This is a genomic window from Streptomyces sp. NBC_01351 (genome assembly GCF_036237315.1).
In the GTDB taxonomy this organism is placed as follows: Bacteria; Actinomycetota; Actinomycetes; order Streptomycetales; family Streptomycetaceae; genus Streptomyces.
In genome coordinates this window covers 2293386-2304798 of record NZ_CP108356.1, presented here as the reverse complement: position 1 = coordinate 2304798, position 11413 = coordinate 2293386, and the positions used below count along the sequence as shown (strand labels likewise).

12 protein-coding genes are annotated in these 11413 nt (G+C 72.0%); 3 read left to right on the top strand and 9 right to left on the bottom strand.

Annotation, left to right across the window (positions count from 1 at the left end):
• Positions 1–123: 123 nt before the first annotated feature.
• The 8 genes from OG625_RS10235 to OG625_RS10205 form a co-directional block, all read right to left on the bottom strand.
• Positions 124–513, bottom strand: a complete 390-nt coding sequence (locus tag OG625_RS10235) for a rhodanese-like domain-containing protein (protein WP_443067692.1) — start codon at positions 511–513, stop codon at positions 124–126.
• Complete coding sequence (locus OG625_RS10230; protein WP_329378548.1) at positions 510–1061, bottom strand: cysteine dioxygenase; 552 nt, start codon at positions 1059–1061, stop codon at positions 510–512. Before OG625_RS10230 ends, OG625_RS10235 begins: the two co-directional genes overlap by 4 nt.
• Before the next feature lie 78 nt (positions 1062–1139).
• The gene (locus OG625_RS41430) at positions 1140–1226 is read right to left on the bottom strand and encodes a putative leader peptide (protein ID WP_311318651.1); all 87 of its coding nucleotides are present in this window, start codon (positions 1224–1226) and stop codon (positions 1140–1142) included.
• A gap of 32 nt (positions 1227–1258) precedes the next feature.
• Positions 1259–2845 carry an FAD-dependent monooxygenase gene (locus tag OG625_RS10225; protein WP_329378546.1) on the bottom strand — a complete coding sequence of 529 codons (1587 nt, stop codon included), beginning with the start codon at positions 2843–2845 and terminating at the stop codon, positions 1259–1261.
• Between the two features lie 153 nt (positions 2846–2998).
• The gene (locus tag OG625_RS10220) at positions 2999–3892 is read right to left on the bottom strand and encodes an amino acid ABC transporter permease (RefSeq protein WP_329378544.1); all 894 of its coding nucleotides are present in this window, start codon (positions 3890–3892) and stop codon (positions 2999–3001) included.
• Complete coding sequence (locus tag OG625_RS10215) at positions 3889–4563, bottom strand: amino acid ABC transporter permease (protein ID WP_329378542.1); 675 nt, start codon at positions 4561–4563, stop codon at positions 3889–3891. The genes OG625_RS10220 and OG625_RS10215 overlap by 4 nt, the downstream gene beginning before the upstream one ends.
• 83 nt (positions 4564–4646) lie before the next feature.
• Positions 4647–5501: a glutamate ABC transporter substrate-binding protein gene (locus OG625_RS10210; RefSeq protein ID WP_329378540.1), complete on the bottom strand. Its 855-nt coding sequence runs from the start codon at positions 5499–5501 to the stop codon at positions 4647–4649.
• Positions 5502–5621: 120 nt separating this feature from the next.
• Positions 5622–6407 carry an amino acid ABC transporter ATP-binding protein gene (locus tag OG625_RS10205; protein ID WP_329378538.1) on the bottom strand — a complete coding sequence of 262 codons (786 nt, stop codon included), beginning with the start codon at positions 6405–6407 and terminating at the stop codon, positions 5622–5624.
• 351 nt (positions 6408–6758) lie between these two features.
• On the opposite strand from OG625_RS10205, the gene OG625_RS10200 reads away from it, so the two are divergent.
• The 3 genes from OG625_RS10200 to OG625_RS10190 all read left to right on the top strand — a co-directional run bounded on the left by OG625_RS10200 (position 6759) and on the right by OG625_RS10190 (position 10397).
• Positions 6759–7460: a response regulator transcription factor gene (locus OG625_RS10200; RefSeq protein WP_329378537.1), complete on the top strand. Its 702-nt coding sequence runs from the start codon at positions 6759–6761 to the stop codon at positions 7458–7460.
• A gap of 12 nt (positions 7461–7472) precedes the next feature.
• A complete protein-coding gene (locus OG625_RS10195) occupies positions 7473–8885 on the top strand; it encodes a sensor histidine kinase (protein WP_329378536.1) in 1413 nt (470 codons plus the stop codon).
• 516 nt (positions 8886–9401) lie between these two features.
• Positions 9402–10397 carry an ROK family protein gene (locus tag OG625_RS10190; protein ID WP_443067691.1) on the top strand — a complete coding sequence of 332 codons (996 nt, stop codon included), beginning with the start codon at positions 9402–9404 and terminating at the stop codon, positions 10395–10397.
• Between the two features lie 13 nt (positions 10398–10410).
• Here OG625_RS10190 and OG625_RS10185 read toward each other — a convergent pair whose 3' ends face one another.
• Entirely contained in the window at positions 10411–11406 is a 996-nt protein-coding gene (locus OG625_RS10185; protein ID WP_329378535.1) for a TAXI family TRAP transporter solute-binding subunit, read from the bottom strand.
• Between the last annotated feature and the right edge of the window lie 7 nt (positions 11407–11413).

Below are 11413 nucleotides of genomic sequence, written 5' to 3'. Positions count from 1 at the left end.
TGGGCTGGGTTGCCGCGCAGCGGCAACTCCAGCCCCGCCGGCGTTTGAGGCGCGGGTCCGGGCGGAGCACGAGGAACGGTGGAAGGGCGGGTAGGGGACCGGCTCCGCGCATGCGAGGGTGCGTCAGGATGGGGCCACCGGCAAGCCTGCGGAGCGCCAGGCCTGGAAGCCGCCGGTGAGGTCCGTGGCCCGGTGGAGGCCGAGGGCGTGGAGGGAGGCCGCCGCGAGGCTGGACGCGTAGCCCTCGTTGCAGACCACGATGACGTGGAGGTCGTGGCTCGTGGCCTCGGCCGCACGATGGCTGCCCCGGGGGTCCAGGCGCCATTCCAGTTCGTTCCGCTCCACCACCAGCGCGCCCGGGATCAGCCCGTCGCGCTCGCGCAGGGCCTGGTAGCGGATGTCCACCAGCAGGGCCCCGGTGAGGGAGGCCGCGTACGCCTCTTGAGGGTCGATCCGCGTGTAGCCGGCGCGGATCCGCTCCAGCAGTTCGTCGATGCCGACCGGGGCGCTCACTGCCAGTCCGCCGGGCGCTCGACGTGCTCCAGGTGCAGGACCGGCCCGCTGCGGCTGTAGCGGCGGATCAGCGGGAGCGGCGGGTAGTACGCGTGTACGGAGATCGCGTGCTCGGTCCCGGACTCGTTGAGGACCTCGTGCACGTGGTGCTCCCCGAAGGCCCGCCCGGCGCCTGCGCCCAGCCGGCGGCTGCGGTCCACGCCGGATGCGAGGTGAAGGGACTGCCAGCCCTCCGAGGGCAGCCGTACGGACAGGGAGTGCTCGGTGAGCCGCCCCCGGGCGGTGGCGAACGCGCCCCGGGATTCGGCGTGGTCGTGCCAGCCGGTGCCGGTGCCCGGCGGCCACCCGATCAGCCAGGCCTCGCTGCCGCCCGGCCCGTCGAGGCGGATCCAGGTACGGCCCTCGGGGTCGAGGGGGAGCGAGGCGACGACCTCGGGGTCGGCCGCGGTGCGCAGGGCGAATGCGAGGAGTTCGGCGGCCGAGGGACCGGTGCCGGCGCCGGTGCCGGTCGGGCCGGCGACGGCAGGGGAGTACGCGGGTGCAGACATGGAAGGTGACCGTTCCTGGGTTCGCGGAGGTGCGCGCGGGCCGGTGGACGGCACGGGGCACGCAGGGAAAAAGGCGAATCAGCAGGAAGGGCGACACACGCAGCCCGCGTAGCGGAGCAGGTCCATATGGACCCTCCGCCACAGGCGTACGTCGTTGCCGGTCATTCCGCGAGTGAACCACGGAGGCCCGGAAACGGTCAATCGATCACCACGGTCGGTGTGGTGGAAGGCGTCGCCGCGATCCGCGCCGCGGGCGCGCCCGCCCGTACGGTGTCCGCCGCCTCGTACAGCTCCGCCGGGCGGACCCCCGCGAAGGTCGCGGCCAGGTGCCCGTCCGGTCGTACGAGGAGCACGGTGTGCGCCGGCGCCCCCGGGTAACCGTCCGCGACCAGCAGGTCGGTGCGGACCGGCAGGGCGCTCACCGCCGCCGCGAGCCGGGGCATCAGCCCGGCCCCCAGCCAGTGGCGGCGGTCCCAGACCCCGGTGCCCGGGGCGACCAGGACCACCAACAGCCGGCCCTGCCCGAGCAGGTCGCGCAGCGGCACCGTCGACCCGTCGGGCGCGGTCACCGGGACGTTCGCCACGGCGCCGCCCGGCTCGGTGGCCGTCGGGACCTCCCGTACGGCCATCGGCGGGGCGTACGTCGGCTCCGCGCCCAACGGCCCCCGCCCCAGGTGCCCGTCGGTGAGCAGGGTTTCGGCGGAACGCGCGGCTCCGGGCAGGTAGGTGCGCAGCGCGCCCCCGGCGCGCAGGGTGGGCATCGCCTGGTCGGCGGCGCGCAGCCGGGTCGCGACCGCGGTCCGCCGCTCGCCCTCGTAGCTGTCGAGCAGCGCCTCGGAGGCCCCCTGGTGCCAGGCCAGGGACAGCTTCCACGCCAGGTTCTCGGCGTCCCGCAGCCCCTCCTCGACGCCCTGGGTGCCCAGTGCGCCCAGCAGGTGCGCGGCATCCCCGGCGAGGAAGGCGCGGCCGTCGCGCCAGCGCCGGGCGAGGCGGTGGTGCAGGGTGTGGACGCCCGTGTCGAGGAGGTCGTACGGGGGAGTCGTGCCCCCGCACCACGCCGCGAGGGTGTCCCGGACCAGCGTCACCAGCGCGTCGGGGGTGACGAGCTCGCCGCGGGACGGGAGCAGCCAGTCGAGCCGCCACACCCCGTCGGGCAGCGGCCGGGAGGTGACCTCGGCGGGACCGGAGGGCGGATTGCGGTGCAGCAAGGCCTCGCCGGGCCAGGGCAGTTCGGTGCGCAGCGCGGCCACGGCGTGCCGTTCCACGGCGGTACGGCCGGGGAAGCGGATGCCGAGCAGCTTGCGGACGGTGGAGCGGGCGCCGTCGCAGCCGACCAGGTAACTCCCGCGCCACCACGTGGTCTCGGCACCCCGGGTGTGCGCGGTGACCCCGCGGTCGTCCTGTTCCAGGGAGTCGAGCTTGCTGTCGGTGACGAGCTGGACGAGCGGGTGCGCGGCGGCGGCATCGCGCAGTCCGCGCGTCAGGGCGTGCTGCGGCAGGTGCAGGGGAGCGGGGTGCTCCTCGAAGGTGGAGCGGTGCGTGTCACGACCACGCCGCATGGTGCGCCAGGCGGCGAAGTACGCGCCCTCGTCGCGCAGCGTCGTACAGCCCAGCCGGTGGGCCATGGCCGCAGTGTCGGAGTGCAGGACGACGGTCCGGGCCGGGCGGATCTCCTCCTTGCCGGGCCCCTCGTCGAGCACGACGGAGGGCACGCCCTGGCCGGCCAGGGCAAGGGCCAGGGACAGCCCGACGGGCCCCGCGCCGACGACGATCACCGGGTCCATGATGTGGCTCCCGGTGTCCGGTATGTGATCACAGAACGTATGCAACCCACTGGAGGTGCCTGCGTCAAGTGACACAGGTCGGGACAACGCCGTGTGGTGCGGCGGATGAGTCCCGCCGCACCACAGGTGTCACGCCAGTGTACTGACCGAGTGTCAGGGAGCCTCGCCGACACCGGCGGCGCCGCCCGCGTCGACCTCGGCCACGTCACCGGCGACCACTGCGCCGGTGCTCTTCTTCGACTTCCGCTGCCGGCTCTCCAGCCAGGAGGCGAGGGAGGTGAGGGCGAAGTTCACCACGATGTAGATCAGCGCGATGACGAAGAGGGTCGCGATGGTGTTGGCGTAGTTCGCGGAGATCTGACGGGCCATCGAGAGCAGTTCGGCGAGCCCGAGCAGGGCGCCGGCGAGCGCCGTGTCCTTGAGGATCACCACGAGCTGGCTGACGAGCGCCGGCAGCATCGCGGTGACGGCCTGCGGGATCAGCACGTGGACCATGGACTGGCCCTTGCGCATGCCGATCGCCTTGGCCGCGTCGGTCTGGCCGCGGGGCAAGGACAGCACGCCGGCCCGGACGATCTCGGCGATGACCGACGCGTTGTACAGGACCAGGCCCGTGACGCAGGCGTACAGCGGCCGGACGTCGGAGGGGAGGGCGGTGTACCGCGAGTACAGGGCGAAGCTGAAGAGCATCAGCATCAGCACCGGGATGGCACGGAAGAACTCCACGACCGCGCCGACCGGCCCCCGTACCCAGGCGTGGTCGGACAGCCGTCCGATGCCCAGCAGGGCACCCAGCGGGAGGGCGATCACCATGGCGATCGCACCGGCTTTGAGGGTCTCCAGCAGTCCGGGGATCAGGAACGTCGTCCAGACCTGGCTGTCGGTGACGAAGGGGGACCACTTGTCCGCGTCGAGCTGGCCCTTCTCGGCCATCAGGGACAGCGCCCACCACAGGGCGAGCCCGAGTAGGACGATGAAGATCCCGCTGTAGATCCAGTTGCGCGCCTTGGCCTTGGGGCCCGGGGCGTCGTACAGCACGGAGGTCATCGCTTCACCGCCACTCGCTTGGCCACCCAGCCCAGCAGCAGGCCGGTGGGCAGGGTCAGTACCAGGAAGCCGAGGGCGAAGACCGCGAAGACCGCGAAGAGTGCCTGCGGCTCGTTCTCGATCATTTCCTTCATCAGCAGGGCCGCTTCGGCCACGCCGATGGTCGCCGCCACCGTGGTGTTCTTGGTGAGGGCGATCAGTACGTTGGTGAGCGGCGCGATGACCGCCCGGAAGGCCTGGGGGAGCACGATCAGGGTGAGCACCTGGAAGAAGCTCAGGCCCAGGGCGCGGGCCGCTTCGGCCTGGCCGACGGGCACCGTGTTGATGCCCGAGCGCAGCGCCTCGCAGACGAAGGTGCCGGTGTAGGCCGTGAGACCCAGGACCGCGAGCCGGAAACCGGTCTCCTTGAACGTGTCGCCGCCCAGGTTGACGCCGAGGGTCTGGCTGAGGCCCAGTGAGCAGGCGAGGATCAATACGGTCAGCGGCGTGTTGCGCACCACGTTGACGTATGCGGTGCCGAAGCCCCGCATCAGCGGGACGGGGCTGACCCGCATCCCGGCCAGGACGGTGCCCCAGATCAGGGATCCCGCCGCCGAGTAGAGGGTGAGCTGAACCGTCACCCAAAAGGCTCCGAGCACGTCGTACTGCCCGGACTCAAGAAAATCGAACACGATGCCCTGCGCTCTCCCCAGGATGGCCGGCGAGGTGCGCCGCCGCCCGTGACAGGCGGGCGGCGACGCTCCTCACCGATGAATCAGCTGCCTTCGGTGATCTGCGGGGCAGGCTCGTTCTTGTAGTTGGCCGGGCCGAGGTTCTTCTTCACGGCCGCCTCCCAGGCGCCGTCCGCGACCATCTTCTTGAGCGCGGCGTTGATCTTGGTCTGAAGGTCCTTGTCGCCCTTCTTCAGACCGATGCCGTAGTTCTCGTTGCTCATGCTCAGGCCGACGAGCTTGAACTTGCCCTTGTTCTTCTCCTGCGCGGCGTAACCGGCCAGGATCGAGTTGTCCGTGGTCAGCGCGTCCACGGCCTTGTTCTCCAGGCCGCTGAGGCAGTCGGAGTAGCCCGGGTACTCCTGCAGGTCGGCCTCGGGGGCCAGGGTCTTCTTGATGTTCTGCGCCGAGGTGGAGCCGGTGACCGAGCAGAGCTTCTTCTTGTTCAGGTCCTCGACCTTGGTGATGCTCGTGTCATCGGCACGGACCAGCAGGTCCTGGTGCGCGAGGAAGTACGGGCCGGCGAAGTCGACCTTCTCCTTGCGCTTGTCGTTGATCGAGTAGGTCGCGACGATGAACTTCACGTCGCCGTTGGCGATGAGGTTCTCGCGCTCGGCGCTGACGGCCTGCTTGAACTCGATCTGGTCGGGCTGGTAGCCGAGCTCCTTGGCGACGTAGGTCGCGACGTCGACGTCGAAGCCGGTGTACTTGCCGTCCGGCGTCTTCAGGCCGAGACCCGGCTGGTCGAACTTGATGCCGACGACGATCTTGTCCTTCTTGGCGTCACCGGACGCACCGCCGTCACTGGCGGCCTTGTCGTTGCTGCCGCCGCAGGCGGTCGCGGTCAGAGCGAGTGCGACGGCGGCGGCCGCGGCCGCAACGGCCTTGGAGATCTTCATGTGAGAACTTCCCTCGGATGAGACGTTGTTGAACGACGAGCGACGCGTACGGCGCATGCACGGCCGGTCAGGATCTGCTCCGGTAGTGATCCGCCTAGGGATGACTACCAGACAAGACCCTCAGTGGTGCAGGATCTTGGACAGGAAGTCCTTGGCCCGGTCACTTCGCGGGTTGCTGAAGAACTGCTCGGGCGTGGCCTCTTCGACGATCTTTCCGTCGGCCATGAAGACGACCCGGTTGGCCGCGGAGCGGGCGAAGCCCATCTCGTGCGTGACGACGACCATCGTCATCCCTTCCCGGGCGAGCTGCTGCATGACCTCCAGCACCTCGTTGATCATCTCCGGGTCGAGAGCCGAGGTCGGCTCGTCGAACAGCATCACCTTCGGCTCCATGGCCAGCGCACGGGCGATCGCCACGCGCTGCTGCTGGCCACCCGAGAGCTGGGCCGGGAACTTGTCGGCCTGCGAGCCGACACCCACACGGTCCAGCAGCGCCCGGGCCTTCTTCTCGGCCCCGGCGCTGTCCGTCTTGCGGACCTTCATCTGGCCGAGCATGACGTTCTGCAGGACCGTCTTGTGCGCGAAGAGGTTGAACGACTGGAAGACCATGCCGACGTCGGCGCGCAGCCGGGCCAGTTCCTTGCCCTCCGAGGGCAGTTCCTTGCCGTCGAGCGTGATGGTGCCCGAGTCGATGGTCTCCAGACGGTTGATCGTCCGGCACAGCGTGGACTTGCCCGATCCCGAGGGACCGATCACGACGACGACCTCACCGCGGGCAATGCTCAGATCGATGTCCTGAAGCACGTGCAGCGCGCCGAAGTGCTTGTTGACGTTGCTCAGTACGACCAGGTCGTCCGCGGCACCGGCCGCGTCCTGCACGTCCTTGGTCACTGATACTCCGCTCATCGGCTTCTTGCTCCGTCCTCCTCGGTTGGGAGGACAGTAGTGATGTCCCGCGCACACCGTCATCACATCTGAGGGAGAATTGAGCATAACGATCCGGCCTCGCCCGGATACGCTCCGTGTGCCGGGTCGGCGTGGCCCTGATGTGCTCGTACCGGGTGCATAACGGAAGCCGCGCCGGAGCGGAACCCCCTTGACGTGGGACTCCGCATCCGCGTGGATGCATGGTGGCCCTGCGTGAGGACGCGTGGGGTGCGTGTACGGGACGCTCACGGAACGTGCACAGAACATGCACATGCTGGGCGTGGTGCGCGCCGTGAGCCGGGAAACGAGAAGAACGGAGAGGGGGACGACATGAGACTGCTGCTCGTCGAGGACGACGACCACGTCGCCGCCGCCCTGTCCGCGATCCTCGCCCGGCACGGCTTCAAGGTCACCCACGCCCGCAACGGCGAGGAGGCCCTGCAGGCGCTGCTGCCCGCCGGAGCCCCGCCCTTCGGCGTCGTACTGCTCGACCTGGGTCTGCCCGACCAGGACGGCTACGAGGTCTGCGGCAAGATCCGCAAGCGCACCTCCACGCCCGTCATCATGGTCACCGCGCGGGCCGACGTGCGCTCCCGCATCCACGGCCTGAACATGGGCGCCGACGACTACGTGGTCAAGCCGTACGACACCGGCGAACTCCTCGCCCGCATCCACGCCGTCGCCCGGCGCACCGGCGCCTCCGAGGAGGCCGCGGCCGGGAGCGGAACGTCCGGGCTGGTCCGACTCGGCCCCGTCAGCATCGAGCTGCCCACCCGCCGGGTCAGCGTGGACGGCGCCGACGTGCCGCTCACCCGCAAGGAGTTCGACCTGCTGGCCCTGCTCGCCCAGCGGCCCGGGGTCGTCTTCCGCCGCGAGCAGATCATCAGCGAGGTGTGGCGAACCAGCTGGGAGGGGACCGGGCGCACCCTGGAGGTCCACGTGGCCTCGCTGCGCTCCAAGCTGCGCATGCCCGCACTCATCGAGACCGTCCGCGGGGTGGGCTACCGGCTCGTCACCCCGGCCGCTCCGTAGCGGGACCCCTGCGTGCGCGCCCGGCTGCTCCCGCTGCTCGTCATCCTCATGGCGGGCGTACTGCTCGCGCTCGGGCTGCCGCTCGCGGCGAGTCTGGCCGCGGCGCAGCAGCAGCGCGTGGTCGTCGACCGCATCGACGACAGCGCCCGCTTCGCCGCCCTCGCCCAGTTCGTCATCGACGCCGAGGGCTCCGGGGCCACCGGCGCCGACGAGCGCCGTCAGACCCTCCAGCACGAACTGGCCCGCTACCAGGAGCTCTACGGCATCCGGGTCGGCATCTTCTACCGCGACGACAACGCCATGGCCAGGGCCCCCGGCTGGTGGGAGCTTCCCGCGGAGGGCGAGGGCCGCAAGGCCTTCAGGGAGGCGCTGGCGGGCCGGCGCAGCCACGATCCGCCCCAGGTATGGCCGTGGCAGACCCACGGGAAACTGCTCGTCGCCTCCCCGGTCGTCCTCGACGGGGACGTGGTCGCCGTTGTCGCCACCGAGTCGCCCACCGACCTGATGCGCGGCCGGATCCTGCGGGGCTGGCTGCTCATCGCGGCCGGGCTCTCCGCCGCCATGCTGGTCGCCTTCGGGGCGGCCCTGCGGCTCACCAGCTGGGTCCTCAAGCCCGTCGGGACCCTGGACGCGGCCGCGCACGGCATCGCCACCGGACAGATGCAGTCCAGGGTCGCGGCGGCCGGCGGGCCGCCGGAACTCCAGCGCCTGGCCCGTTCGTTCAACGAGATGGCGGACAACGTCGAAGAGGTGCTGGAGCAGCAGCGGGCGTTCGTCGCCGACGCCTCGCACCAGCTGCGCAACCCGCTCGCGGCGCTGCTCCTGCGGATCGAGCTGCTCGCCCTCGAACTGCCCGAGGGGAACGAGGAGATCGCCTCCGTGCGCACCGAGGGCAAGCGCCTGACCCGGGTCTTGGACGACCTGCTGGACCTGGCGCTGGCCGAGCACGCCTCCGCCGAGATCAGCCTCACGGACATCGGCGCCCTCACCGCCGAACGGGTGGCCTCGTGGCGCCCGTACGCCGAGGAGAAGGGCGTCCGGCTCACGGAGACGGGCCGCAGCGCCGTCACGGGCTGGGCGGATCCCGTCGCCCTGTCCAGCGCCCTCGACGCCGTCATCGACAACGCCCTCAAATTCACCCCCACGGGTGAGGAGGTCGAGGTCGCGGTCTCCGCGGCCGGGAGCACGGTCGAGGTGGTCGTCGCCGACCGGGGGCCGGGCCTCACCGAAGAGGAACTGCTCCGCGTCGGCGACCGGTTCTGGCGCAGCGGCCGGCACCAGAACGTGAAGGGCTCCGGACTGGGCCTGTCCATCTCGCGCGCCCTGCTCACCGCAGGCGGCGGGTCCCTGTCGTACGAGACGAACCCGCCGCACGGACTGCGGGTGACGGTGCGCGTCCCCCGCACGGACCCGCACAGAGTCTGAGCCGGCCACCTGCGGCTACCGGCGCGGAGACCTCGTACAGCCCGCTCGTCCACGGCCCGCACCTCGATCGCGGCCGCCGGCTCTTAGACCGTGTCCCCCAGTCCGAAACACCCGCCGGCTCGGACGGGGCCGGGTGTGTGTCGGGGCGTCCCCGCAGGGCGTCGAACCGGGCCCCCTCGGCCCACCGACCCCTCGAACCGGTCGACGCCCGAGGAGACGCCCCGGCGCGCGCCCGGCCACGGCCGGGCCGCCCCCGGTGGGCCGCCCCCACACCGGCCCGGCCCCCCGGTGGGCCGCCCCCACACCGGCCCGGCCCCCCGGTGGGCCGCCCCCCCCACCGGCCTGATCCGAAGGAACCGGCCGAGGTGCCCACGGTCGGCGCGGCCGGGGCCACTGGGCACCCGGGCACCCGGGCAGGGTTCGCAGCGGCGGGCAGCCGTGGCTGGAGCCGCGCGCGAGAGCACCGCGCCGCCCCCGGCGCATACTGAATCCTGACCCCTTCCTGGAGCCGCCACCGTGATCATCCCCACCGCGCCCTTCCCCGCACCGCGAGCCGCCGCGGCGGTCGCCGGACTGACGGTGGCCATCGACATCGGCGGTACGAAGATCGCCGGTGCGCTCGTGCACCCCGACGGCACGATGACGGCCACGACCCGCCGCCCGACCCCGCGCGGGGCCGATGGGGCCGGCGCGGACGCGGTCATGGGGGCGGTGGCCGAGGTCGTCGCAGAGCTGTCCGACTCGCCGCTGTGGTCCTCGGCGGTCCGCTGCGGCATCGGCAGCGCCGGCCCGGTGGACGCCTCGCGCGGGACGGTCAGCCCGGTCAACATCGGCGCGTGGCGGGAGTTTCCCCTCCAGGCCCGGGTCGAGGCGGAGCTCGCCGCGCGCGGGGCCGAGCTGCCGACCGTGCTGGCCGGGGACGGCGTGGCGATGACCGCGGCCGAACACTGGCTGGGCGCGGCCCGGGGGCACGCGAACGCGCTGTGCATGGTGGTCTCCACGGGCGTGGGCGGCGGCCTCATCCTGAACAACCAGCTCCACCCCGGCCCCACGGGCAACGCGGGCCACATCGGCCACATCAGCGTGGCCTTCGACGGGGAGCCGTGCGCGTGCGGCGGTCACGGCTGCGTCGAGTCGATCGCCTCCGGCACGGCCATCGCCCGCTGGGCCCTGGCCCAGGGCTGGACCCCGGCGGACGACGCCACCGCGGCGGGAGTGGCCGCCGCCGCGCAAGCCGGCGATCCGGTCGCGCTGGCCGCCTTCGACCGCGCGGGCCGCGCCCTGGCCGCCGCCATCGCGGCCACCGCCACGCTCGTCGAGACCGACATCGCGGTCATCGGCGGCGGGGTCGCCGCCAGCGGAGACACCCTCTTCGAACCGATCCGGCGGCACCTGGCCTCGTACGCGACCCTGTCCTTCGTCCGGGACCTCCAGGTGGTTCCGGCCACCCTCGGCACCCACGCGGGCCTCATCGGAGCGGCCGCGGCGGCGACGATGCTGCTGCCGTCCTGACCGCCACCGATTCCTACGGCTTGACCGACCGGTAGTACCGGCCCGCACCCTCGTGCAGGTCGAGCGGATCGGTGTAGATCGCCGTCCGGAGGTCCACCAGCTGCGCCGCGTGCACCTCGCCGCCGATGCGGTCACGGCTGGCGATCACCGTGCGGGTGAACTGCTCCGTCAGCTCGGGGTCCGTCCCCTCGGTGGTGACCAGCAGGTTCGGCACGGCCAGGGTCGCCACCGAGCTGGTGTTCCGGGCCCGTGCGTACGCGTCCTGCGGCATCACCGCCGCCCGGTAGTAGCGCGCCGGGCTGCCGCCGCCCTGCAGCTCCGCCACCAGGTCGCCGAGCTGCACGAGCCGGATCTCGAACCGCTCCGACAGCTCGCGCACCGCGTTGGTGGGCAGGCCGCCCGACCAGAAGAAGGCGTCGATCCGACCGGCCTCCAGCTCGGCCGGCATGGTGTCGATGCCGATGGCCACGGTGGTGACGTCCCGGGCCGGATCCAGCTTGGCCGCGGCCAGCAGCCGCTCCGAGATCAGCCGCACGCCGGAACCGGGCTGGCCCACCGCGACCCGCTTGCCGCGCAGGTCCCGCGCCGACTGCACCGGGGACCCGGCCGGGACCACCAGCTGGACGTAGTCGTCGTAGAGCCGGGCGACCCCGCGCAGACTGGAGGCGCCGGGCTTCCCGTCGAGCCGGTACTTGGCGACCGCGTCGGCCGTCGCCACCGTGAAATCGGCTTCGCCGGCGGCCACCCGCGCGAGGTTCTGCTGCGAACCCTCACTGGGGTCCAGCCGCACCTTCACCCCGGGCACGTCCTGCTTCAGCGCCTGCTCCAGCAGCTCCCCGTAGAGGTGGTAGACCCCGGTCCGGACGCCGGTGCTGAAGGTCAGCTCACCCTTGAGCTCGGGCTCCCCGAAGGGCCGCAGCCACCACACCAGAGCCCCGAGCACGACGAGCAGGGCCACCACGGCCCGCAGGGCGTGGCGCCTGCCGATCCGGGGCGGTACGAGAGCCATGCCGGCG

What these genes read in the sequence shown, in the direction of transcription:
- OG625_RS10230 (WP_329378548.1), bottom strand. Translation starts at nt 1,061, where the DNA reads ATGTCTGCACCCGCGTACTCCCCTGCCGTCGCCGGCCCGACCGGCACC.
- OG625_RS41430 (WP_311318651.1), bottom strand. Translation starts at nt 1,226, where the DNA reads ATGACCGGCAACGACGTACGCCTGTGGCGGAGGGTCCATATGGACCTG.
- OG625_RS10225 (WP_329378546.1), bottom strand. Translation starts at nt 2,845, where the DNA reads ATGGACCCGGTGATCGTCGTCGGCGCGGGGCCCGTCGGGCTGTCCCTG.
- OG625_RS10220 (WP_329378544.1), bottom strand. Translation starts at nt 3,892, where the DNA reads ATGACCTCCGTGCTGTACGACGCCCCGGGCCCCAAGGCCAAGGCGCGC.
- OG625_RS10210 (WP_329378540.1), bottom strand. Translation starts at nt 5,501, where the DNA reads ATGAAGATCTCCAAGGCCGTTGCGGCCGCGGCCGCCGCCGTCGCACTC.
- OG625_RS10205 (WP_329378538.1), bottom strand. Translation starts at nt 6,407, where the DNA reads ATGAGCGGAGTATCAGTGACCAAGGACGTGCAGGACGCGGCCGGTGCC.
- OG625_RS10200 (WP_329378537.1), top strand. Translation starts at nt 6,759, where the DNA reads ATGAGACTGCTGCTCGTCGAGGACGACGACCACGTCGCCGCCGCCCTG.
- OG625_RS10185 (WP_329378535.1), bottom strand. Translation starts at nt 11,406, where the DNA reads ATGGCTCTCGTACCGCCCCGGATCGGCAGGCGCCACGCCCTGCGGGCC.